Genomic DNA, 24,454 nt, shown 5'->3' with positions numbered 1-24,454 from the left:
GTCCTGAGTTAGAAGTTCGTTGATGACTTCGCGGCACCTTTTCGCCCCTGAACACGTTGCTCCTCCTCCCGTGGGACCTGCCACGCTCGTCGTCGCGCCGCGCTCAGGGACAACAACTCGCGTGCGAATTCATCAACGAACTTCTAACTCAGGACACTAGAGCGCGTCTCGACGCAGGGCATGGCTCAGGCAGTGGGGGCCGCCGCGAGCGCGGCTAAGCTCATTACTGGGTAGCAAAATGCAGGTTGGGGTGGGGTTGGCGAGATCGAGGGTTCGACGCCTGGCGATCACATCATCCGCTTCGATCACCTGGTAGCCATGGCGGTCCAAGCACTCCGCCGTGCCGACGTTGCGCTCGTAGAGCACCACGACGCCGGGCGCCAAAGCTAGGGCGTTCGCGCCATCGGTCCACTGTTCGCGCTGCTGGCGGATCGGGTCTTCGCCGCCGCAAGGAATGGCCTTGAGATCGAGCCCGCGCGCGCGCAGGGCGCTCAGCAGGTCACCCCTGGACCTGGGTTGGGGGTTGGCTTCGTGCAGGTCCACCTCGTAAACGCTCGCTGTATCGCTATGCCCCGGCCAGATCACCGGCGGAAAGGCCAAGCAGTGCTCGTTGTCGATCTGGGTGACCACAGTGTCTAGGTGCATGTAGGCGCGCTTGTGCGGCAGGGCAGCCACGATCAGCCAGCGCGGCCTGTTCGCCATTCGCGATAGGCCGCTGATCACGTGGCGAACACCGGAGCGGTTCGTGCGCTCGGAGTAGCCCACCACGGCGATGTCTGGGCTCAGGATCATCAAATCGCCGCCCTCGATGCGCGGCTGATGCATGCCGATGTACAGGGGGCTGTCCGGCGTGCGTTCGAGAGGGTCGAGCAGCACGGGAGCATCGGCGAAGTGCGGATGGAACTTGAAGACGCAGCGCGCGAGGAGCACCTCTCGCGAGCGCGAGCGTGTAGCCATCGACGAGAACAGCACGCTGTCGCCGACCACGAACTGCGGATCGCGTTGGAAGCACCAGTTCGGCACCGGCACGATCTCGAACAGATCCTCGCTCGACAGATCGTCGCTGGCATCACTGCAGCGAATGCCGGTGATCAGCATCTGCGCCAGGTCGTTCGGTGTGGCGGCGTTCAGGCGTCGTGCGATCGGGGCGGACACGTCGTCGAGGATGGCGCGCAGCAGCCAATCGCGCGCAGCGTCCTCGCTCAGGGCCTGCACCAGCAGCTCCTGCATGTCGAGCACGTCAATGGAGAGGGTGCTGAGGAGTTGGCGCAAGCGCGCGTGTTCGTCGCGGGCGCGCTCGCCGAACAGGATGTCGTCGAACAGCAGCTCGTCCATCATGTCGGGGATCATCAGATCCACCTCGGCGCCCGGCGCATGCACCAACACCTGGCGCAGGCGTCCTACCTCCGATCTGACATCTAACATGGTCTTCCTCTCCCCTCGCGCAGGCGCCTATTGAGCGATCCATGGCTCGGCTTTGCAAGGGAACGGCCGTGGCGACCGCCTGCAGCGCTCAGACGGCGGGCGTGGGCTCCGGCGCAGAGACCGGGGGATCGGCGATGTAGGCGTTCACAAGCTCGCGCAGCAGATGTAGGGGTACGGCGCCGTTTTTCAACAAGACCTCATGGAAGTCGCGCAGATCGAAGCGCTCGCCGAGGGCCGCCTGAGCCTCCTCGCGCAAGCGAAGGAACTCCATCATGCCGACCATGTAAGAGGTGGCCTGACCCGGCCACACGATGTAGCGCTCGATCTCCGATACCACGTCGCTCTCGGCGATGCCCGTATTGCGCTGCATGTAGTCGATGGCCTCCTCGCGAGTCCAGCGCTTGGCATGGATGCCCGTATCGACGACCAGGCGAACGGCACGGAACAGCTCCGCCTGCAGGCGGCCGATGTTGTCGAAGGGATCGTCCTGGAAGCCGAGCTCCCAGGCGAGGCGCTCGGCGTAGAGCGCCCAACCTTCCGCATAGGCGGTGAAGTTCACCTGTTTGCGGAACTCCGGGACGCCGTCGAGCTCGGCTGCTGTAGCGATCTGGTAGTGGTGGCCTGGCACCGCCTCGTGGTAGGCGAGGGTGCGCATGCCGTACTTGGGTGTCGCCTTGATGTCGTAGAGGTTGGCGTAGAAGATCCCGGGCCGCGAACCGTCCATCGACGGCCCGTTGTAGTAGGCCCCAGGGGCACTCTTCTCCGAGAACTCCGGCACCCGCCGCACCTCGACCGGTGCCTGGGGGCTGCCGTAGAAGGCACTGTCCAGGCCATCCCCGATCTGGCGGATGATCGCGGCGTAGTCCTCTAGGATCAGTTCTCGCCCCGCATCGCTGTCCTCGTAGTAGAAGCGTGGGTCTTCGGCGAGGATGGCCATGGCGGCGGTGAAACCGTCGCTCGTGTCGATGCCTTGTTCGGCCAAGATCTGCAGTATCTCCCCCTGTACGCGTTCCACCTGAGCCAAGCCGGTGGCGTGGATTTCATTCGCCGTCAGCGTGGTGGTGGTGTTTTGGCGCAGCGTGTAGTTGTAGAAGGCTTCGCCGTCGGGGAGCTTCCAGACACCGGCATCGTCGGTGGATCTCGCCAGCAAGCCCGTGAAGTACTCGATGTAGCCCACGTAGGCCGGGTACACGTGCTGCTCGATGTTGATCTCCGCCTCGGCCAGAAAGGCCTGCGCCGCCACCTCGTCGATCGCCTCTGCTTGCTCGAGCTTCTTTGCGAAGGAGACGTAGAGGGTGTTCTCCTCAGCCGCCTGCTCGGTGAACTCACGCATGATCTCTAGGGAGCGCTCGATCACGAAGGTGGGCGGAATGATGCCCATCTCCTCGCGCACGAGCAGCCCTTCCATGGCCTGTTCCATCTTCGTCTCAATGCCCGCTAGGCGCGCGATGTAGTGCTCAGCATCGCGGGCTTTCTGTACGCGATGAAATGTGTCCAGGAAGTTGGGAATGCTGATCTGCAGGCCGGAGATCTGGTTGACGGGGTAGTCGTGGAAGCGATAGCGGCGCTGCTCCTCGGGGTCACCGAGCAGCTCCATGACCACGCGCTTCGAGATCAGCTCGTCGGGCTCGAGCTCCTCATCGGCGTAGCGCGCCATGCTGCGCATGATGCCGTCGAGGTGCTCGAACTCCTGTTCCTCGCCCGCGAGGGAGCTGTCGTCCCAGTGCGCGTTGTGGCCGTGCAGTCCGATAGACTCCAGAACGCCCATGGCGGTGAGCTGCTCGGGACTGCGGAGGATGAACTGGATGAAGGCGCGGTTGTAGAAGTTATTGACGAAAAAGGGCTTCTGGGCATTCCACTCGTGCGCCGCGAAGGCGCCGACGAGCACCAGGAGGGCGAGTAGGGGGAGGCCGAGCCACTTGAATAGTCTGCCGATCATCGAGTTCTCCGTGCTGTCGTCCGGTCCGCAGCGGCGCCGCGCTCATGCGCCAGGGTAGACGTTGCGCGGCGGCAGCGAAACGTCGCATTCAAGGGGTGAGAGATCGCACGGGCAACCAGCCTTACGCGCCTAGCTTGCGGCGGAATCGTGGTCGTTGCGGGGCCCTCAAAATAGTTGTACTCAACATCTACTAGAGGAACCAGCGGTTTGGCTGGCGCCAGAAGTTGGCTGGCATGTCCGGACAACTCGCGTACCTGCTCACACGAAGGGTCGCGTCAACTCTGCTGTTTACTGAGCGCGACGTCTTGACCTTTTGTGAAATTGCGGGCACCGTGCGCTCGCGATCTGAGCTTTTCGCCTGCCTTTTCAGCTACCCACCCCTGTTCCTTGGGGTGCGGCGTTCAAGACATCGAGAGACCATCAGGTTGTTCGTTTTGCGCACGTGTTGCGTGCGCTTTCCATCGCTTATTGGAGGCCTCATGGCTATCGGAACCGTTAAATTTTTCAATACTGACAAGGGTTTTGGCTTCATCGCACCGGAGTCCGGTGAGAAGGACGTCTTCGTTCACATCACCGCCGTCCAGGCCGCTGGCATGGACACGCTGACCGAAGGTCAGCGCGTGAGTTACGAAGTCGTCACCGAGCGCGGCCGCCCGGCGGCTGGCAACCTGCAGGCTGCCTAACCCCGCTACCGTGCGCGTGGGGCGGTCATTTTTGGCTGCCCCACGTGCTGCTGGCGGTGTTTTTTAAGCGCAGCCAGTTCTCTCCCCCTCGCCTGGCGCCCGCTCACCTTAGGGCACCCTCAGGGCTTCACCTTAGCCAGCCATCCTCCCCTGGCGCACCAAGCTGTGACGCACGTGGCGTTCCGACGATCCGATTCGGCGCCGCCTGACGGTTCTGAGAACCCGACCACCTTCGCGTCACCTATCCCCACTGCATGCTTGGCCCGATCGACTCACATAAGGAGTTGAGGCGATCGTTACGGCGTCGAGAAAGCATGGCGATGGCGAAGAAAGCACGATTTGTCCGACCAGAGGAGGAAGTTCACCAGCGCATCACGCGTAGCTACGTGTTCGCCCTCTCCCTGATCGCGCTCACCGCCACCTCGGCGTTCTTGAGTCACCGCTTGAGCGCGGCGATCGACGATCGCGGCGATCGCGTCACCACCTTGCTTGAGCATCAAGCGGCCCTCTCTCAGCGCCTTGCCCTACAGGCCAGTCGCCTCGCGAGTGCTAACGATGGGGCAGAACGGTTCACGCTGCGCGAGAAGCTTCGAGCCACCGCCGACCGCGTGGGCGATGGCCAGCAGTGGCTGCGTTCGGGGGAAGATCTGCGCCGAGCGGACATGCCTCGCTCGCGCACCCTGCGTGCTTTGCTCGCCCAACCGGACCTCGGTGTTGACGCGCTGCTCGGCACCCTACTGAACCAAGTGGACACGCTGCTGCAGCCTGAGGACAGCGCCGTCGATCTCCTCGAGACTACCGAGGCGCTGACCGTGCTGGCGGAGGGCGACCTGTTCAAACGATTGAACGCCTTGGCGGATCGTTTCCGTTCTCAGCAGCGACGCCAGGTCATGGTGGTGGAGATCATCGCCGCCCTCGTCTACGTGCTGACGCTCGCAGGTCTGGCCCTCGAGGCGCGCTACGTCTTCGCCCCGATCGCACGCGAGACCACCGACCGCACGCGCCAGTTCGCCCACGCTCGCAGCGAAGTCAGTCGCCTCATGCAAGAGCTGAGCGACGGTCGTCGAGAGCTAACGCAGGTGCGTGACGAACTGCGACGCCGAGCGCTGCACGATGAGCTGACCGGCCTGCCCAATCGTCGCTGCTTGATGGAGTATGGCAACCGCGCCATCGCCAATGCCCAGCGAGGCGATCGTGTGGTAGCACTGCTCTACCTCGAGCTCGGTGGACTCGAGGCTGTCAATGAATCTCTTGGGTATGGCGCGGGCGATGCCGTCTTACAAGAGGCTGCGGACGCGCTTCGCACGGAATGCCGAGAAGCGGACTTCCCTGCTCGCATAGGTGGAGACAAGCTGCTCCTACTGGTGCCCGATGTGCAGGGTGCGCAGGAGGTGGAGGGGCTCAGCGAACGACTGCTGGAGCGTTTCGCCTCGCCTCTGATGTTGGAGTCTCAAGTGGTGCGCATGGAGGTCAACATCGGCATCGCCGTGAGCGCCGATGCGCCTGGCGATTTCAATCAGCTCCTGGCCAAGGCTCAGGAGGCGCTGGATGAGGCGAGCGCGCACGGAACAGGACGCTGGCGGCGCTTCCAGGCCGCAGAGCGCACCGTGCCTGCGGTGCGCGACGGCCGCTTCGATCCCCTGCGCGCCGCCCTAGCACGTGACACGGTCCACACCTGGTACATCCCCGTGCTGCGGGCGGGCCGCGCCGACTCGATGGATCTGCGAATGAGTTGGCTCGACAGCCACGGCGAGATGCACGGCGCTCACGAGATGGTGAAGGTCGATGGGTACGCCACCTTGGCCGATCACCTGTTCGAGCGATCCATCGTGGCCGGCTCACGGGCGCTAGTGCGCTGGCAAGCTGCGGGGTACACGTCCTTGCGTATGTTCAGCGTGGGCGTCTCCGTGGCCCAGCTGCGGGGTGCTGATTTCGCTGATCGCGTGCTGAGCTTGCTCGCGGAGTTTGCGGTGGAGCCGGACTCGCTGCTGATCGAAGTGGACGATGGCGAACTCGCAGAACTCGAACTCGAGGATGAAGCGCGCTTGTGCGCCAATCTGGATGTCCTGCACCGAACCGGCGTGGGCCTGTGCCTGGCGAATATCACTAGCGCCTCGGCCCTGTTCGTTCGCCTCGAGCACCTGGCACCCGAACGGATCAAGTTTGCCGCGTCCTTCACTGCTCCCGACGGTCTCACGCCAGCGCGCCAACGGGGCCTGCAGGTGATCGCGCGAGCGGCCGAGGAGCGCGGTATTGAGCTGCTGGCTCAGGACGTGCGCGATCCGGAGCAGGCCGAGCAACTGCAGTCTCTCGGCTGCCAGCTGCTGCAGGGACCGCTGTACGCGGCACCGATGAAGCGCTCCCTGGTGTCGACTTGGCTGCTCGAGCGCCGCCAGGGCGACACGGGCGGTACCGCTCGCAGCGAGGCGGCCTAGAACGACTCGACCGACGAAGCAGACCCCCAACAAACGCAACAGCCCGCACGGCCTAAGGTCGTGCGGGCTGTTGCGTAGAGACGGGTGCCTTGCGAGGAGCGCTAGCCCCCCTTGCGGCGCTGGGTGGTGAGCGCGAGCAGGCCCCCAGCCAGGAGCCAGAGGGCACCCGGTATCGGCACCACCTGGAAGCTCAAGTCGTCCACGTTGAAGCCGCCCGGTGCGTCCAAGGTGGAGCCGAAGGTAGCGCTTGAGAACGGCGTATCGGAGATCAAGCCGACGAAGAAGAAGCTCGTGATCCCCACCGGATCCGCACCGCCGCCGAAGGCATCTCCCACGGGCGTGCTGATGAACAGGAAGTCCTCGACATCGTCCGACGGCAAGATGTTGAAGAACAGCCCCACGGCGTTGACAGGCGCGTCGAAGGCCACCGAAAAGCTCTCCCCTTCGAAGAAAAAGTCCGAGAACTCACCATCGCGGTCGACGGTCAAGCTCTGGTTACCGAAGGCGGCGAACTGATCGGTGATCAGGCCGCCGAAGGTCTCGTCGGGGAAGTCCGTGAAGGTGATGCCGGAGAAGCCTGAGCCTTCCGGGAACACGGTGCCCAACGCGGGCGCTTCGAAGGCTAGGACGGTTGGGTTAGTCAGCGCAGCAAAGTATTCGGACGGGGTGTTGAACGTGGTGATCGACGCGGCGCTCGCCACACCGGTTAGCCCAACAAGTCCCGTGGCAAGCGCTGCTCGACATGCATCCGTGCTCAGTCTCATCGTTCTCGCTCCTCATCCATGAGAACCACCGTAGACTCAGTCTGGCACAGCCAAGGGTGAGATCGAGCGCGACTTTACGCACGGTTATGCCGTTGGCGTCGTCCGTCGTGTCCTCGGCGGAGGGCTGAGCGATCAGAAGCTGGCGTTGTTGGGCACGCGTGGGAACGGGCTTATGTCGCGGATGTTGTCCATGCCCGTGACGTACAGCACCACGCGCTCGAAACCAAGGCCAAAGCCAGCGTGTGGCACGGTGCCGTAGCGGCGAAGGTCGCGATACCACCAGAGCGTGTCGCTAAGGCCATGGGCCTGAAGCTTCGGGTCCAGCACCTCCAGGCGCTCCTCGCGTTGGCTGCCGCCGATGATCTCGCCGACGCCGGGCACCAGCACGTCCATCGCTGCCACGGTTTTGCCGTCGTCGTTCTCGCGCATGTAGAAGGCTTTGATCTCCTTCGGGTAGTTCATGACGACGATAGGCCCTCCGACGTGTTCTTCGGTCAGGAAGCGCTCATGTTCGGACTGCAGGTCCAGGCCCCACTCCACGGGAAACTCGAAGGTCTTGCCTGAGGTCTTGAGAATGTCGATGGCATCGCTGTAGTCCATGCGCACGAAAGGCTTGTCGATCACTGCCTGCAGTCGCTCGATGGCCTGCTTGTCGATGTGTTGAGCGAAGAAGGCCAGGTCGTCCGGGCAGGCCTCGAGCACATCGCGGAAGATCGCCTTTAGGAACGCTTCGGCGAGGTCGGCGTTGTCGTTGAGATCGGCGAAGGCCACCTCCGGTTCGATCATCCAGAACTCGGCGAGGTGGCGGGTGGTGTTGGAGTTCTCGGCGCGGAAGGTGGGGCCGAAGGTGTACACCTTGCTCATGCTGCAGCAGAAGCTCTCCACCTGCAGCTGGCCGGACACGGTGAGGTAGGTCTCGGCGCCGAAGAAGTCCTGCTCGAAGTCGCTCGGCTTGTTGAACACGTCGAGCTTGCTGACGCGGAACAGGTCGCCAGCACCCTCGCAATCAGAGGCAGTGATGATCGGCGTGTTGATCCATAGGAAGCCCTGCTCGGCGTAGAAGCGGTGCACGGCCTGAGCGATGGCGTTTCGCACGCGCGCCACGGCGCCGAAGGTGTTCGTGCGCGGGCGCAGGTGCGCCACCGTGCGCAGGTACTCGAAGGTGTGGCGCTTCTTGGCGATCGGGTACGTGTCCGGGTCATCCACCCAGCCGACCACCTCCACGCTCGCGGCGTCGATTTCGCGGTCTTGGCCCTTGCCCTGGGATTCCTTCAGCTCGCCCGTGATGCGCACGGCGCAGCCGGTTTGTAGCTGGCTGATCTCGCTCTCGTAGTTCTCGAGCTCCTCGCGGGCCACGGCCTGGAGGCTGTCGAAGGAGGAGCCATCATTGACGTGGATGAAGGAGAAGCCGCCCTTGGAGGTGCGCCGCGAGCGCACCCAGCCTTCGATGGTGACGGTTTCGCCGAGGTGGACGCCGTGCTTGAGGATGTGCTTGATCGTGTGCATGCGCTACGCCTTTCGCAGATGGCGAGATGATAGGGAGCGCTATCTTAATGTGAGCTCGGCCGGCCGAAAACCATCCCTGAGGGCGTGGGAGGAGCGCTACCGCGGACGAGATTCGCGGTGAAGGAGCGCCAGTCGAATGGACCGCAAGCTCAAGCCGGCACTTCGGGGGTCGTGTCGGATGTGGGGCGTGAACTGGCCCCACCGGCAGGGAAAAAAGTGCAGTGAGCCGGTAGGCCCACTGCACTAAAAAGTGCAGTCCGTACCCTTACGCCCGGGCGGCGAGGCTGCGGCGACGCAGGCCCATCGCCACGATGCCGAGACCGATCAGTGCGAGCGGGGCAGGCTCAGGGACTGACGCCTGAGAAGCCGAAAAGCTGAAGTTCATGCCCGCGTCCTGTGCAGAGAAGCGGAACACACCCGGCGTGGGGTCAAAGCCGGGAGCGGTGAACGTGCCGCGACCTTCGAGGCTGATGAAGAACGTGTCCTGGAACACCACGCTGATCGTCTCGAGGTCGAACACTAGGCCGCCAGCGAAGAGCTCGAAGCCAGCGATCGGCGGGAACGGAAAGTCCAGGCTGCCGGTATCGATGAACGAGAAGTCCTGTACCGTGCCGAGGTTTCCGTTGAACAGGTTGAAATCGCCGCTCGTGCCGGTGACGGCGAAGTCGCCAGCCACGCCAGGAGACGGACCGCCGCTCGTGGTGAAATCAATGGCCGTAGCGCCGTCGAAGTTGGGGAGCACGTTGCCCATGCTGTCGACGGGAAGCACCGGAGAACCCCCAGGGGGCACGCCAACGGCTGCCAGGGAGAATCCACCCTGTAGCAGAGCGGCGTTTGCCGCGGAGGAGAGGGCGAGGGCCGCGAGGCCAGCCCAAAGTAATGCAGTCTTTTTCACAGGATAGCTCCGTTTTGATTGTGAGAATGCCATGCTGACGTGGAGACTGGCTGCAATTCGTGTGCCATCATTATTTTTTCTATATTTATCAGCGGCTTGATGAAACTCTGATCGACCTCAGGGTGGCTGCGTGTAAAGTCCTCCGACGATTCCCTACCGCCCGTCCGGTGCTCGCGCCCGTAGTGCCTTCTCAACAGGGGTCGCTAAGTTGACACGTGTTGACGCAAGGGGATTTCTGATCATGCTAGCGTCCGCGTCCCTAGTTGAGCCCTCGGAGTGTTGGAGACCAGATGCCCCCGTACGCCCGCCATGCCTGTGCCCTGCGATCGCTGCTCCTGCTGTGTCCGCTGCTTTCAACTGCTCTGGCGCAGGCGCCTGATCCGTCCACTCCAGGGCCCTACGCCACGGCACGGGGAGAGTACCGGCTCGATGCCGAGATCGACCCGCTAGTCCTCGAAGGTCAGTTTACTGAAGTCTGGGCCGAGACCTATTACCCGCTGGGGTCCACGGGGCCGATTCCGGTGGTGGCGTTCATGCCCGGCAACCGCCCCACGTGTGGTTCTGGCAGCGAGCCTCGCTTCGACACCAACTGCGACTACACCGAGACGGGCATCTGCCCAGACGGATTTGTGGTCACGCCGAGTCATCAGGGGTTCGACTACGCCGCCGAGCCGCTGGCGGCTTGGGGCTATGTCGCCGTGTCGATCAATACGAATCGGGGGATCTCCTGCGGATCAGCGGGTGCCGACGATTTGGGTCTCAACAAGGCTCGTGGGCGAATGTTCCTGCGCCACCTGCAGCGGCTCAGTGAGTGGAATGCAGGACTGATTGAACTACCAGGAGGCTTTCCGGAGGAGCTCCGCGGCCGCCTGGACTTTCAGCAAGTCGGCCTCGTTGGCCATTCCCGCGGCGGGGAGGGTGCGCGGGCAGCCTATAATTTTTATTCGGATTCAAGCACGGGGTGGCAAGAGCGCATTCCTGCGTCCGTGAGCGTAAAGGCGATCTTTGAGATCGGCGCAGTGGATGGTCAAACCGATACCACCTTTGACGCCGCCGGGACGGCTTGGGCTCAGCTGCTGCCGATGTGCGATGGAGACGTCTTCACCCTCGAAGGCGTGAGGCCCCTGGATCGAATGGTAGGAGCGGGCGCCGAGCGGCCGCCTCGGATGAAGGCATCGTTCGCCGTTTGGGGGGCCAATCACAACTTCTTCAATTCCGCCTGGGAGACCAGCGAGATCAGCGGCTGCGTTGACCAAACGCCGTTGTTTCCGGACATCATGGGGTCAGCCGAACAGCAGCAGATCGGTCGGGCGACGATCCTCGCTCTCATGCGCGGGACGCTAGGCCCCGACGCGCGGGCGGACTTCCTGAGGAACTTCAATCCTGCATACGCGCCTCCCGCGGTAATCGGTGAAGTGACGCGTGTCGATCGCGGCTTTGTGGATGCCCCCAACCGACGGTTGGAGGTCGTGTTCGAGGACTTCTCTCAGCCCACTGGCACCAATCGCTACGGTTTCGCCAATGACGCCAAAGGGATCACTTTGGAGCATCGAGAGGTTCCCGGGCACGACTTGGATCAGCGCGCGGCCCGAATAAGCTGGAACGGGGCCTCACCGGAGGCTTACCTTCAAGTGAACTGGACCTCTCCTGGGGCCGGGCGCGATGTTTCGCGTAGGCGCACGATCAGCTTTAGGGTGGCCCGTCAGTTCCAGCAACTCGATTACTTGAGTTCTACGGATTTCACTGTGGCGCTCGTAAACGCCGACGGATCGCTGAGCAGCTCCCGGCGGCTCAGCGACTACCTGGACCTCACGGGGCCGGTAGGCACGCTTTTCCGCCGCCATGAGATTATGCAGTCGGTTCGCCTTCCCATGAGCGACTTCACCGGGGCAGATCTCTCCAACCTGCGCGGCGTGAGATTTACCTTCGACGTGGCAAATCCAGGGTTGTCTGACGACGACGGCGGGGCGATTCACCTATCCAACGTTCAGTTCGCCGCCCGTATGGACCGCGCCACCCAGCCCGCTAAGGTGCAGTTCCCTGAACCGACCCAACGCGCGGCGCTATCGAGCACGCCGCCCCAAGCTCGCTTTAGCGGTCGACTAGGGTCGGTTCGCGAAGTGCAGCGAAGCGTGCAACTTGGTCGTGAAGCCGTGGAAATCGACATCGTCTCGGAGGGCGTATTCCCAGTCACAGACGCGCTCCCAACGCTCTCCATCGCAGGCCTTACCTCACGGGTGTCGCGTTACTCGAGCGACACCAAACGCCTGACCTTCGTGTTGTCTCGTGATGAGTTTCGATCGCTGGATGCTACGGCCGATGTGGTGTTACAGATCGGCGCGATGGGGCGACAGAACTTGGGTCCCTTGGCCCAGGCGAGTCAGCACACCAAACGCTAGGTCGCCCTCGCACGCTCACCGTCAGTGGATCGACCGGTGGCGGCGGGTAAGCACGCTGCAGCCTTGTTGTGGCCGGCGGAGTACTCACTCTGTTGCCCAGAACGTGTCGTTTGATGGTTGCCCCTGTAAGCTTAGGTCCTTTTGCGTGTGTCGCTTGGGGAGGGGCTATGGCTGCGGGTGATCGAATCCGGCGTCTTATGTTGTCAGCGATCGCAGTCTCACTGTTTGGGGTCTTGTGCGCTGGCTGCGGATCGCCTGGGATGGACGATTTGCTGGCGCAAGCCGAAGCTGCGGTCGAGCAGGGGGACTATCGTGAGGCGCTCATCCATCTGCGCGTGGCAGTGGCCGACAACCCAGAGAACGGCGAGGCTCGCTACCGACTTGCGCTGGCCTCGCTGAAGCTTGGTGATGCGGCCACGGCGGAGAAGGAACTGCGCCGCGCCCGCGAGCTTGGCTTCGATCCGTCGGTCGTCGTACACCCGAGTGCGCAGGCGCTCATCGACCTCGGCCGTTCGGGCGAGGCCCTCGCGGAACTGCGCGGCGCGGAAGAGGTCGCCGAGACCTACTCACTGCAAGGTCTTGCCTACGAGCAGCTCGGCCGAAACGAGAACTCGCTTCGGGCGTTCGCGCAGGCGCTCGCTCTAGACGATTCCAACGAAGTCGCGCTCCTCGGGATGGCACGACTCTCAAACGCAACCGGCGATCGTGATGCTGCCGAGCGATATCTTGAGAGGGCCCGCAGTGCATACCCCGAGTCGCTGGACGTTGCGCTCGAATACGGGCGCTTCCTGTTTCTGACTCAACGCTCGGCGCAAGCCACCAAAGTGTTTGAAGCGGCGCTGGCGCAGCCAACGATAGGCCAGTTCACTAGCGTCAGAGTCGACTTTTTGCTGTGGCTCGCCGAGGCTCAACTGGCCCAGTCTCTGTTCGACGAGGCAAGGGAAACAGCGGCCGCTTTGGAGCAGTTGAGTCCCGACGGTGTCAGGGTGCTCTACATCGACGCGCGCATCGCGTTCGGCGAGGGCGAGCTAGACCTCGCAAAGGAGCGCATCGCACGCGTGATCGTGGAGGCGCCTGAGTTCGACCAGGCGCAGACGCTCCAGGCCAAGATCTATCTTGCGCAAGCCAACTTCGCGCAGGCTCGCCAAGTGCTGTCACGCCTCTCGCGTCGTGCGCCGAATGACACGGAAGTGCGCGAGCTCCTGGCAGCAGCCAACAAGGGCGTGGCCGAGCAGGACGATGGCACGCGACGGGCAGGTCGCCCGCTCAGTCAGACGGATCTCTTGGTCTTGACGGGAGGCTCCAAGATCGCTGAAGGGGATCTGCAGGGAGCGGTGATGTTCTGGGAGCAAGCGCTCGAGCGAAAGCCTGGAAACCAGGACCTGGCCCTGGAGCTACTTGGTGCCTACCTGGCGGCCGGGCGGTTGGAGGAAGTCAAGACACTCATCGCCGACACTTCGTGGGTGACGGACTTCGCGCGCAAGCGGGTGGCGCTGATCTCTATCGTGGTGAGCATGCGTGAAGGCGATCAACAGGCGGCTCGCGAACAAGCGGCCGCTGCGGTGGAGCGTTTTTCAGATGATGCACCTCTCGCGACTATTCGGGGAATGGTCGAAGTTCAGGAGAACCCCTCGCTCGCGAAGGAGTATTTCGAGCGGGCCTTGGCGCTCGACGGCACCAACTCTACGGCGGTCATCAATCTTGCATCGCTGGCGGACGCGACTGGGCAGACACCTAACGGTATCGATATCTTGCAGGCGTTCATTGCGGCGAACCCGACCGATGCGGCGGCACTCGAGGCGCTGGCTTCGAAGTTGGGGAAGGCCGGGGACGGGGAAGAAGTTCTGAGGTTGCTGCGCGAAGCGCGTAAGGTCGATCCGGACGCCATTCGACCGCGGTTGATGCTGGCGGAAGTTCTGGTTCAGATCGGCGATAGCGTCGAGCTTGAAGCCGTGGCGCGCGAGCTGACGACGCTGCAGCCACGTCTTGTAGCCGGCCACAATCTGTTGGGGGTCGCCCTGCTGGCGCAGGGCAAGCTGTCGGAGGGCGTCGAGACCTTCCGGAACGCGCTTCGTATCAGCCCCGACAATGTCGCCGTCCTGCGCAACCTGGTCCGCGCAGAGATGGCTGGATCGAATTTCGCGCAAGCGCAACTTGCCAACAGCCGATTGCTGGCACTGCAGCCGCAGGATGTCGAAGGGCGGCGGGTAGCAGCGCAGGTCGCACTGTCGCTCGAGGACTTTGACAATGCTGGGGCGCTGATCGACGAGTATGAGGCTGTCGCCTCGGGTGAGAACGCTGCCTTGGGCCTGGTGTTGCGGGGCGATCTCGCAGGGGGGGTTGGCGATCTCGAACAGGCGCGTCAGCTCTACGAGCAGGCCTTCGAGCAGCAACCAGCACCGACCCTGCTCGAGCGCGTGTTCAATGTGCGAAAGCGCTTGGGAGTCGCCGGCCCCGAGGCGATCCTCATCGATTGGTTGGAGCAGTACCCTGAGCAACAAGGGGTTCGCCTACTGTTGGCGCAGCACCTAGGTGGCGTAGGGGACAACGCACGAGCGGCAGCCGAGTACGAGCGCATCCTGGCCGCGAATCCATCCAGCCTGGTCGCGTGGAACAACCTCGCTTTGGCCTATCAGGAGCTAGGCGACGAGCGTGCCCTCGAGGCAGCTCAGAAAGCCATAAGCCTGGCACCCAACTTCCCGCTTGTTCAAGACACCTACGGCTGGGTCTTGATCCGGGCCGGGCAGCTCGAGGACGGTATTTCCATGCTCGACGGAGCGCGCGAGCTGGCACCGGATAATGGAGACATCGCCTACCATCTGGCGGTTGGCTTAGTTCAGGCGGAGCGGCCGGAGAAAGCGCGCGAAGTGCTGGAGGGCGTCCTGTCGACCGTAGGGTCCTTCGAGACTAGAGCTGAGGCAGAGCGTCTTCTCGAGCAGTTGTGATGGTGGAGACCTAACGCGACCGGCAAAGTGACCTATATGTGCTGCGCGCAGCCCCGGCGGCTAGCCAACAACCGGGGCTGGTGGTTGTCTGTGAGGCCTGCGTGCACGAGTGCCGACTCATTGGGCAGCGCTCGGCGAGAAGTAGATTGGTGAGCTCCAGGCGCGCTCCTCGATGTCCGTGTAGATCGCTGAATCGCAGCAGCTGGGGTAAATCGGTGGCGGCTCCGGCCCATCGCAGCTCCAGGCCTGCGGCTGGGCGTCGCAGATCTGCTTGCTGTAGCGGGGCGTCGGCAGCTCGAACACGCGCGCGTAGTAGTAGGCGGGCTGCTCGGGATCGAGGTCCTCGTCCATCCACGCCCGGCACAGGCGTCGCCGCCCCTCCTCGGGCGCGTCGGGCAGGGCGATCACTTCCTCGTGGACCGCTCCTGTGTCATCCACCCAACCCTTCACGATGTTCGCTCGCGCGAGGTCCGTGCTGTTGGCGTCGGCCACGGCCACCAGCAGCAGCTGCGGCCGCTGGTTCGGGTTGACCTGGGCGGGCAGGACGCTACCCATCTGAGTGACGCTGGCCAGTCCGTCGAGAAGCAGCTGGCCACACAGGTCGATCGGTTCGCTGGGCAGCGGGTTGGTGCGCCAGCTCGCCGCTAGGCGCAGGCGAATGCGCGGGCCACTGGTGGCGAAGGTCTCGCGCCGGCGGAAGGCCTCAAATATCCCATCCCGCGTGTTCTCCTCGGCCCAGACGCCCGCAAGGCCACCCGGATTGAAGGTGGCGTTGACGCCGGTCATGCGCTTGGCCAGGCCCGCGTCGGCGGCGCCGATGTGACCGGAGAAGTTGTTCTCTTCCACGGCGCCCGGGGTGGCGTTGTGCGTGTCGGTGCCGCCGATGAAGCCCACGCGGAAGGGGTTGTCGCCGGACTGCTGCTCTTCGATCAGGCCGACCCCCAGGCCGCGGCGCATAAAGCCAGGGGCCACGCTGTCTGGCGTCTCCTGCAGCTGCGTGTCGAGGATATAGGGCTCGAAGCCGCAGTCTGGGTCATCCGGGTCGAGGTAGGGTGCGCACTCGCTGCTGGACTTGTGCTGGAAGATCTCCACCAGGGGCTCCATCGCGCGGCGATCCGCCGCGGTCTCCTCCGCGTTGAGCTGGAACATCGTGCCCTGGCTGTTGTTGCTGCTGTGCGGGATGGCCATTACGTCGCAGCCTGGCAGGCCGGGGTAGGCCTCGTCGCCGTCGATGCCCAGGCATTCGCGGCGCAAGGTATCGCGCATCTGCGAGGGCCGGGCGATGTCGCTGGTGAGAATGGGTTCGATCAGCGGCGTGAATTCGCCGTCCACGAGGCTCTCCACGTCGCGGAAGATCACGTTGCGGTGATTGCGCGCCCGTGTGCCGGCCTCGGCCGTCGTGCCCGTCCATTCGTAGCCGGCGAAGGTGGTGAACTCGCAGGGGGCGTTGGCCTGCTCTGCCGCCTGCAGCGTACGTGCCCACACGGAGCGCAGTTGGCTGTGCGCGGCCGCACAGATCTGCTCGTTCTGGGGCGCCCCCACGCAAAGTTGGGTGAGGACGGCTGTACCGGCGCTGTCAGTCGTCAGGCGGTACTCCTCGCACACCTGCAGGAGCGTGGCAGCCTGGCTGTTGAAGCCATCATCGATGAGCTGCTGTGCCAGATCGTCCGAAGCGAAGGTCTCGGGATCGATGCCCGGAGAGGTGCACAGGCTTACCTCGCCCAGGAAGTCCGAGTGGTCAGTGACCGCCGCGAAGTCTAAGGGCGCCCCTAGCTTCCAGCGCCGATTCGGCAATCCCGGAAGTACCGGGGCGAGATCCACGGCGAAGCCCTTGGCCGCATCGTAGGCCTCCTCCGGCCCGAGCGGCGTGTCGAAAATGTAGGCGTCGAAGGACAGATGCGTGTGCACGTGAATGTCGCCGAAGTAGGCGCTGCGCCCCGGCGGGTCGCCCGTGCACTGGGCGCTTGCCCCGCTTGCCGCGAGCATCGCCGCGAGGCAAACGCCTGCTGCGGCCCTTGCACGACCATCCTGGTGGCGAATGAGCGTATGTCGCATGCTTTGTGACCTCGTGTCCCTAACCAATCTTGTAGCACTGCGGTGCACCGAGCACGTGCGCTTGTGACATAAGGTGGCGCATTGCATGCATTGTGCTTGAGGGAGGAGGACGGACAGGTGGAACAGATGCGACAGTGCTGGGGCCTGCTAGGGTCCTAGCGAGGACGAGAGGTGTGGGTGGCCTCGAGCAAAAGCGGGCGAACCGGCACCTGGAAGCTCGTCACGGCGCGCCGCTGTGATGGTGGCGCTATCGATCAGTAGATAGGCTGAGCAAGTCGGCAATGGCGACGCCGTTCCCGGACCATCGCCCCGACTGTGATAGTTCCCGAGCGACTACTCCCTGTCGCCCGCGCTGGCGGGATCGGCAGGCTCCCATAGCTGAATGGCGTTGCCCTCTGGGTCGCGCAACATGGCGAATCGTCCATTTGGATAGACCGCCGAGTCCACGACGATCTCAACGTCTTTTGCGATCAAGTAGGCGACGAGGGCATCCAGGTCACGGGTGCGAAAGTTGAGTACGAAGGCGCCGTCTTTCCCCGCATGCAAAAAGTCCGGCACATCGGGGAACGGCGCAAAGACCGTAGGCCCGGCTTCCTGCTGCCAGGGGGATTCCTCGTAGGAGCGCGGTGTGCGCTCGATGCCCAGATGTTCCTGGTACCACGCGGCGAGCGCCGCCGGATCTTTCGCGCGGAAGAAAAACCCACCTAAGCCCGTGACCGCCGCGTTCGGCGGTGGTTGCGCGACGGCGCTACCGAGCGCCAGCGCGAGGATGAGTGCCTTGGCCGTTAGCATGCGATTCACGAGCGAGTCTCCAGCAACGAGCTCAATAGGACGTTCCACGGATTATGACGCAGGCATCGGCAATCGACCAAGGGTCGCCTGTGGGCCAACGGCGCTTCATCTGTGTATAGGGGCGCTGAGGGCGGCATCGGGCTTTGTACCATCAATTCTAGAGGGCGATGTTCTCAGCCTCTCGACATAAGAGCTTGAGCCACTTCTCACACAGCGGGCGCGAGTTTACCTATCGCACTGATTTGCAGCTGAAATGCGACGCGCCGCCGCGATCTCTTGGCGGCTTGCTCATAAAGTTCGCGATCATCTGGCGGTCCTCACGGTAGACCGAGTCGTACCTGCGAGAAGGTGTCTGGCCCCCGTGAGACGACGCGCGAGCATCCGTCGAGCGGGTGCTTGTGTTGGTGCTAACTAATCGTTCAGGAGCAGCAAGATGGGCGCGCAAGTCACCAGGGCAGGGATCACAGGCAAGACGCTGGCCGTCACCGCTGGGCTTGGCCTCGGCGCGATGGGTGCTTTGGCCGACGACGCCGAGCTGTACCAAACCGCAGGCTTTGAATTCGGACCGGACTACTACGCCAACGTGCTGTTCATCATCGACACCTCGGGGTCGATGAACAGCTGGGTGGACGGCGACGGCACGACCCGTCTGGACGTCGTCCAGGATGTTGCCGAGGAGTTTTTCAATAACCTCCAGTACGTCAACGTCGGCATGATGCGCTTCGACTCGGGCTACACCGATCCGGACACGTTCTGGTACATCCAGGGGGGCGGCATGGTGACCAATGCCGTCAAGGACATCAGCGAATCGCGCGATGAGCTGATCACCACGCTGAACAACTTCATCGCCGACGGCACCACGCCCCTCTCGGAAACGCTCTTCGAAGCGGCCCATTACATGCAAGGTTGGGACGTCTACTTCGGTAACACCACCTACGCCGGTCTCAGCTGGTTCTTCCCGGATCCGCTCTTCCTGTTCCCTTCCGTGCCCGAATCGCGGGGCGGCGACACCTACATCAGTCCGATCAAGGAGTGCCAAGAGAATCACATCGTGATTCTGACGGATGGCCTTCCCGTGGCCGACTTCGACATCGACGACGTGGTGACGGACTGGCCAGGATTTCCCGCCGAGTGCACCGACAACCCCGACGTAAGCAACGGCGATTGCCTCGATGACATCGCGGCCTACCTCTACGAGAACGACCTCTACGGCAACGAGGCTGATGGCTTCCAGAACGTTGTCGTGCACACGATCGGCTTCTTCCAGGACAACAGCCTGCTGGAGGAGACCGCCGAGCGTGGCGGCGGCGGCTACTACCTCGCCGACGATGCGGAGTCTCTGCTCAACGTGCTCGAGTCGATCTTCATCGATGTGAACGAGACGGGCACCACCTTTACCTCTCCGGGCGTGTCCGTGAACGCCTTCGACCGTACCACCCATCTCGATCAGCTGTACTACAGCGTGTTCCAGGCCACGGGGCGTACCCGATGGGTTGGCAACCTCAAGCGCTACCGCCTTGGCGAAGATGCTGGCGGTGGCCTGGTGGTGGTCGATGCCGATGGCCAGGCGGCCGTCAACCAGGAGAACGGTTTCTTCCGCGACGACTCGCGCAGCTGGTGGGGGGATGAGATCGACGGCTACTCCGTGGCTGTGGGCGGCGCTGCCAGCCACCTCGTCGCCGACCGCAACGCCTTCACCGAGTTGGGCGGCGCGATCACGCCCATGAACGTCGATAACTCGGAGCTGCTCGATTACCTGGATCAGCTTTATCCAGACGATGACCTAGAGGCGGCCATCACCTCAGGCATGGAGCGCGTCATCGAGCGCGGTGGCCAGGGCTTGGAGCTCGAGGACAAGGCAAAGCAGATCGAGATCCTCGTCGACTGGGCCGTGGGCAATGACCTGCAAGACGAAGACAACGATCTGGAGCTCTACGACGCGCGGCGGGAGATGGGTGATCCAATGCACTCCCGTCCGCTGGTAGTCACCTACGCGGATGGCGATGTCGAGCCAGAGGCGGTCGTGTTCGTCGGCACCAACGAGGGCTTCCTCCACGCCCTCAAAGGCGATACGGGCGAGGAGATCTCCTCCTTCATGCCCTTCGAGCTCCTCGACAAGTTACCGGATTGGTTCGCCAACGTGGAGACCGCCGACCGCACCTACGGCGTGGACGGCCCGATCAACGCCTGGGTCCGCGATGGCGGCGACGGCGAGATCAACGTTGGCGATCAGGTGATCCTGTACTTCGGCCTGCGACGCGGCGGCAACTACTACTACGCTCTCGACTACACCGATCCGGAGTATCCGAAGCTGCTGTGGAAGCTCTCCGATGCGAATGCGGGCATGGGCGAGCTTGGGCAGAGCTGGTCGCCCTTCGTGCGCACCAAGGTGGAGACGGGCACGTTCGGCAATACGTTGGTGCAGGACGTGCTGGTCTTTGGCGGCGGCTACGATGCGCGCCACGATGACTACTCGGCGTGGTCCGCGGATAGCGAAGGCAACGCGATCTACATGATCAATGCCTACACGGGCGAGCTGGTCTGGTCGGGCAGTGCGGCGAACACGCAGGACACGGCTAAAGAGACCTACTTCGCGGACATGACCAATGCCATCACCGGCGAGATCCGCACCCTCGACCTCGACAACGATGGCCTCGTCGACCGCATGTACGCCGCTGATCTGGGCGGTCGCGTGTGGCGCCTGGACGTGCACAATCCGAGCGAGGAAGGTGATGCGTTCAAGGTGACCGGCGGCGTGATGGCGTCGCTCGGTGGCGCCGAGTCGGCCCAGTCCTTCGACAACCGTCGTTTCTACTACGCGCCGGATCTCGCTCTGGGCACGGCTAACGGCAGCAACTTCTTCAACGTGACGATCGCCTCCGGCTACCGGGCGCATCCGAAGGACGGCGCCATCAAGGACTACTTCTACGTCCTGCGCGACTACTATCCATTCGTCGAGCTCGGCAACTCGGACGACCCGGCGGCGGAGTACGTGGCGCGCTACGGCTTCACGCATGACACCCTGTCCGACATCTCTGTGCTGCAGAACGATCCGGACCTGCTCGTGTCCGGGTTCAAGCTCCCGCTGGTGACGTCGGCCGGTGAGAAGGTGCTGGCGGAAACGCGCATCTTCCAGAACAACGCCCTGTTCACCAGCTACCTGCCGCAAAACGAGCTGACCCGCGGCTGCTTCGCCGCCCTGGGCACGGGGCAGCTGTACAGCATCAACCTCGCCACCGGTGGCGTGAACGTCGATGCCCTGGATCGTCCGGGTATCCCGCCAGAGGTCGTGTACGTCTTCACGGAAGACGACGCCACCGGCATCGAGCCCACCACCTGCTTCGGCAAGCAGTGCGTCAACCCCGGCGACGAGGAAGGCGGGGATGGCGGTCTCGGCGACGGCGAGGAGGGCGATGAGGACGAGGATGAAGGTCCCGACGAACCTGGTCGTGACATCGGCTGTGTGGTCGGCCCCGAGAGCTGTGAGGGCGGTGATCGCGAAGCCCCCGTGCGCACCTGGTGGGTGCAGATGGACACGGATGAAGACTCGTGAGTCCAGCGAACATTCACCCTTCGATGCTGAGGAGAGTTCCGACGATGCAAAGCCAACGTTACCCGCGCCTGACCCTGTTGGCCGCGGCAATCGCGATGCCCGCCCTGTCCACCAGCGCCTTGGCCGCTGACGTGACGACTTACCTGCGCGCCATCGATCGCAACGGCGATGAGCTGGTCACGATCGAAGAGCTCGCCGCGGCTCCCGCCCTCGTACGCCATTTCAGCTCGGCGGATGAGAACGGCGACGGTGCCCTGAATGCCGAAGAGTTCGAGCAGCTGCTGCGCCGACCGACTCAGGAAGCGCCTGCGCCGCAGTAGGCCGCCGCGGCCAGAGGGGCGCGGACGATGAAAAGCTGGTAGATGTAGGCACGTGAAGCGTGCGGGAACCCGCCCGCGTGACCGGCCAGGGAGGGAGCCGCCGTCGTCCGTTGCCATCGCCCACCCGAGGCGCACCGATGACTCGTCTGCGTCGCGCCCTCGTCATGCTGATCCTCGGCGCGTCCGGCGGCGCCATCTTTCTCCTACCGTTTCTGCGCGAGGTGTTCTACCAACCCCTCGCCGACGCCCTGGCCTTGGACAACACCGAGTCCGGCATGCTGATGAGCGTGTTCGGCGTAACCTCCATGCTCGCTTACCTCCCGGGCGGATGGATAGCCGATCGCTGGTCTCCGCGATGGCTGATGAGTGCCGGGTTGGTGATGACCGGTGGCCTGGGGCTCTGGCTCGCTACCTACCCGTCCTACGCCGTTTGCTTGTTCATCCACGGCGCGTGGGGCCTCAGCATCGTGTTGCTGTTCTGGGCGTCGATGCTGCGCATGACACGCGGCTGGGCCGGTGAAGACGAGCAGGGGCGTGCCTTTGGCTGGCTCGAGAGCACGCGCGGCGTCAGCGAGATTGCGCTCAACTCCTCGGCGCTCGCCCTGTTCGTGCTGTTGGGCAGTTCGGCCGGGTCCCTGGCCGGCGCCATCACCCTGCTCTCCACCGTGGTGGTGTTGCTCGGCATCGCCTGTGCCCTGTGCTTGGACGATCGTGCGGCGGGGCAGGCCGGGGTGGACGCCATCGGCCTTCAGCAGATCCTCCTCGTGTGGCGCATGCCTGCCGTGTGGCTCATCGCCATCGTGGTGCTCACGGCCTATTCAGCCTATTGGGCATCGTTCTACTTCACGCCCTATGCGGGCGATGTGTTCTTGCTGTCAGCGGGGGCAGCAGGCGCTATTAGCGTTGGGCGCCAGTGGCTGAAGCCGCTGTCGGCGGCCTTGGCGGGGATGGCGGCAGACCGTTTCGGCGTGGCACGCACGACCACCACCCTGTTCGTCGTGCTCACGCTGAGCTTCGGCGTGTTCGTCGTGATTCCGACCGGCAGCGGCATGCTGATCTTCGTGCTCGCAAACATCGCCGTCGCGGCTATCGCGATCTTCGCCCTGCGCGGCATCTACTTTGCATTGATGGAGGTGGGCGGCGTGCCCCAGGCGCTCACGGGCACCGCCGTGGGCGTGATCTCCGTGGTGGGCTACACGCCCGACATCACCATGCCGCTAATCGGCGGGTGGCTGCTCGATCGCTATCCTGGGGGGTTGGGCTATCGGTACTATTACGCGCTTACCGCGGTGCTAACTGCGGTCGGGGCGCTGGCGGCGTGGCGCCTGACAGCACGGGTGCGCAGCCGCCCCTGAGCGTTATCCAGCGGATGAAAACACGCGGTAGTCTTCGCCGCCGAACATCACCTCGAGATCGATGCGGATCACGATTTCGCCCGTGGGCAAGCGGCCGAGGTTGGTCACGCACGTGGCGTCCCAGCGCTCACCGACGGTCGGGAGGTGCTGGTCGTCAGTCTCTTCGAGCGCAGTGACGCCCACCACGCCGTCTGTGAGCACGGCAAGCAGCTGCGTGTCATCGGTGCTGCCGTCACCAGCGTCGCTCAGGCCGTCGCACTCGAGCACGACGATGCGGCTGCCTTCGTGGGCCTGCATCGGTCCATGGCCGAGTTTCTGAGCGAAGTCGATCACGGCGATGGAGCGCGAACGCACATCGATCATGCCAAGCACTTCGGGGGGCGCCTGAGGAAGGCTTAAGAGCGGCGTGCGATCGAAGATCTCCCGCACCTGAAGTACGGGGATCGCCAGCAACATGTCGGCGACGCGGAACACGAGCTGCTCGTGAACCTCATCGTCGACGGTTTCCTCAGTGGTCTCGACAGCATCGAACATGGGCGAGGGCCTCCTGCGCACGGCCGGACAGCGATCGTTAGACGTACCCGTGCACGATGCCAAGGCCTGGCGGTGAAGGGACCGGCCTGACTCACAGTTTTGACCCGCCCCGGGGGGACTGATCGACATTATCCTATCGCCCCCACCGCCAGATTCGGGTGAGGAGGCGGGCTACTTCGCCTTCCAGTTCCCATTCGTCGCGCGGTAGTACCAGCCCCCGCTCGCCCGCGCCACCCAGCGTTCGGCGAAGGTGCTGCGAATGCCGTCCTCCCACTCCGGATGGCCGTTGGCCTTGGCGATGGCTGCGTACAGGCGGTTGCGATCGCCGTTCTCCGCCGTCACCAATTGGGAGAGTTTGCTGCGTTTGCTCAGGGGCACCGCGTTGCGATCGCGGATGTCGATCAGGGCATCGCTGGTAAGGCCGATGGCGCCCGCATCGAAGAGCGGCTTTAGGTCGCGGAAGCGTTTGTTCATGGCGTCGGTCAGGGCGCGCACCTCCGGCGTGTTGATGTCGAGATCCGCCTGGGAGACTTGGGCGTTGGCGGCGGGTACGAGCAGCTCGAGGAGACTGACCGCCGCGCGCTGTACCACCAAGGTGCCGTGCTCGCGCCAGGCGGCAAGGCGCGGCTGTTCGGTCCGGTCGGGCACCCTCTGGGTCTGGTCGTTGCCGGTGTCGGCCTCGGGCCCCCACACCTCCTCGATGATGCGATCGGCCGCACGCTCGGCGGCGGCCTCGGGGAAGTACACGTTGATGGTGACGCAGGCGACGACAAAGGCGCTGAGCAGGGCGCCTAGGGTCAGCGTGGCAGCGCGGGAACGAGAGAGCATGGCAATCCTCCTGGCAGGCTCGCGAG

General features: G+C 63.8%; 16 protein-coding genes. 7 read left to right on the top strand and 9 right to left on the bottom strand.

Annotated elements, in window-relative coordinates:
• Positions 1–156: 156 nt before the first annotated feature.
• Together AAGA68_22695 and AAGA68_22690 are read right to left on the bottom strand one after the other, a co-directional pair.
• A complete protein-coding gene (locus tag AAGA68_22695; protein MEM9387880.1) occupies positions 157–1,425 on the bottom strand; it encodes an arginine deiminase family protein in 1,269 nt (422 codons plus the stop codon).
• Between the two features lie 88 nt (positions 1,426–1,513).
• Complete coding sequence (locus tag AAGA68_22690; GenBank protein MEM9387879.1) at positions 1,514–3,364, bottom strand: DUF885 domain-containing protein; 1,851 nt, start codon at positions 3,362–3,364, stop codon at positions 1,514–1,516.
• Between the two features lie 479 nt (positions 3,365–3,843).
• Between AAGA68_22690 and AAGA68_22685 the strand changes: the two genes are divergently transcribed.
• Positions 3,844–4,047, top strand: coding sequence for a cold-shock protein (locus AAGA68_22685; GenBank protein MEM9387878.1), 204 nt, complete (start codon positions 3,844–3,846; stop codon positions 4,045–4,047).
• 320 nt (positions 4,048–4,367) lie between these two features.
• Entirely contained in the window at positions 4,368–6,482 is a 2,115-nt protein-coding gene (locus tag AAGA68_22680) for a diguanylate cyclase (protein ID MEM9387877.1), read from the top strand.
• Between the two features lie 101 nt (positions 6,483–6,583).
• Here AAGA68_22680 and AAGA68_22675 read toward each other — a convergent pair whose 3' ends face one another.
• From AAGA68_22675 to AAGA68_22665, 3 genes are all read right to left on the bottom strand, one after another.
• Positions 6,584–7,246: a hypothetical protein gene (locus AAGA68_22675; GenBank protein MEM9387876.1), complete on the bottom strand. Its 663-nt coding sequence runs from the start codon at positions 7,244–7,246 to the stop codon at positions 6,584–6,586.
• 132 nt (positions 7,247–7,378) lie between these two features.
• The gene (asnS, locus tag AAGA68_22670) at positions 7,379–8,752 is read right to left on the bottom strand and encodes an asparagine--tRNA ligase (protein MEM9387875.1); all 1,374 of its coding nucleotides are present in this window, start codon (positions 8,750–8,752) and stop codon (positions 7,379–7,381) included.
• A gap of 265 nt (positions 8,753–9,017) precedes the next feature.
• A complete protein-coding gene (locus AAGA68_22665; GenBank protein MEM9387874.1) occupies positions 9,018–9,647 on the bottom strand; it encodes a PEP-CTERM sorting domain-containing protein in 630 nt (209 codons plus the stop codon).
• Positions 9,648–9,937: 290 nt separating this feature from the next.
• Between AAGA68_22665 and AAGA68_22660 the strand changes: the two genes are divergently transcribed.
• Positions 9,938–12,046 (top strand): hypothetical protein, encoded by a 2,109-nt coding sequence (locus AAGA68_22660; GenBank protein ID MEM9387873.1) that lies wholly within the window; start codon positions 9,938–9,940, stop codon positions 12,044–12,046.
• Positions 12,047–12,159: 113 nt separating this feature from the next.
• On the top strand, positions 12,160–14,991 hold the full coding sequence (prsT, locus tag AAGA68_22655; GenBank protein ID MEM9387872.1) for an XrtA/PEP-CTERM system TPR-repeat protein PrsT: 2,832 nt from the start codon (positions 12,160–12,162) through the stop codon (positions 14,989–14,991).
• 117 nt (positions 14,992–15,108) lie between these two features.
• Here prsT and AAGA68_22650 read toward each other — a convergent pair whose 3' ends face one another.
• Together AAGA68_22650 and AAGA68_22645 are read right to left on the bottom strand one after the other, a co-directional pair.
• Positions 15,109–17,046, bottom strand: coding sequence for a DUF3604 domain-containing protein (locus AAGA68_22650; GenBank protein MEM9387871.1), 1,938 nt, complete (start codon positions 17,044–17,046; stop codon positions 15,109–15,111).
• 333 nt (positions 17,047–17,379) lie between these two features.
• Positions 17,380–17,838, bottom strand: coding sequence for a VOC family protein (locus AAGA68_22645; GenBank protein ID MEM9387870.1), 459 nt, complete (start codon positions 17,836–17,838; stop codon positions 17,380–17,382).
• Between the two features lie 433 nt (positions 17,839–18,271).
• On the opposite strand from AAGA68_22645, the gene AAGA68_22640 reads away from it, so the two are divergent.
• From AAGA68_22640 to AAGA68_22630, 3 genes are all read left to right on the top strand, one after another.
• The gene (locus AAGA68_22640; protein MEM9387869.1) at positions 18,272–21,391 is read left to right on the top strand and encodes a PilC/PilY family type IV pilus protein; all 3,120 of its coding nucleotides are present in this window, start codon (positions 18,272–18,274) and stop codon (positions 21,389–21,391) included.
• A gap of 44 nt (positions 21,392–21,435) precedes the next feature.
• Positions 21,436–21,711, top strand: a complete 276-nt coding sequence (locus tag AAGA68_22635; GenBank protein MEM9387868.1) for an EF-hand domain-containing protein — start codon at positions 21,436–21,438, stop codon at positions 21,709–21,711.
• A gap of 137 nt (positions 21,712–21,848) precedes the next feature.
• Positions 21,849–23,066, top strand: a complete 1,218-nt coding sequence (locus AAGA68_22630) for an MFS transporter (GenBank protein MEM9387867.1) — start codon at positions 21,849–21,851, stop codon at positions 23,064–23,066.
• Between the two features lie 3 nt (positions 23,067–23,069).
• On the opposite strand, the gene AAGA68_22625 is transcribed toward AAGA68_22630, so the two are convergent.
• Positions 23,070–23,600 (bottom strand): chemotaxis protein CheW, encoded by a 531-nt coding sequence (locus tag AAGA68_22625; protein ID MEM9387866.1) that lies wholly within the window; start codon positions 23,598–23,600, stop codon positions 23,070–23,072.
• A gap of 171 nt (positions 23,601–23,771) precedes the next feature.
• Positions 23,772–24,428: a DUF1318 domain-containing protein gene (locus AAGA68_22620; protein MEM9387865.1), complete on the bottom strand. Its 657-nt coding sequence runs from the start codon at positions 24,426–24,428 to the stop codon at positions 23,772–23,774.
• Between the last annotated feature and the right edge of the window lie 26 nt (positions 24,429–24,454).

The organism is Pseudomonadota bacterium (assembly GCA_039193195.1).
GTDB lineage: Bacteria > Pseudomonadota > Gammaproteobacteria > Steroidobacterales > JBCBZW01 > JBCBZW01.
Note: the sequence above shows the minus strand (reverse complement) of the source record. Positions and strands in the feature narration are given on the sequence as shown.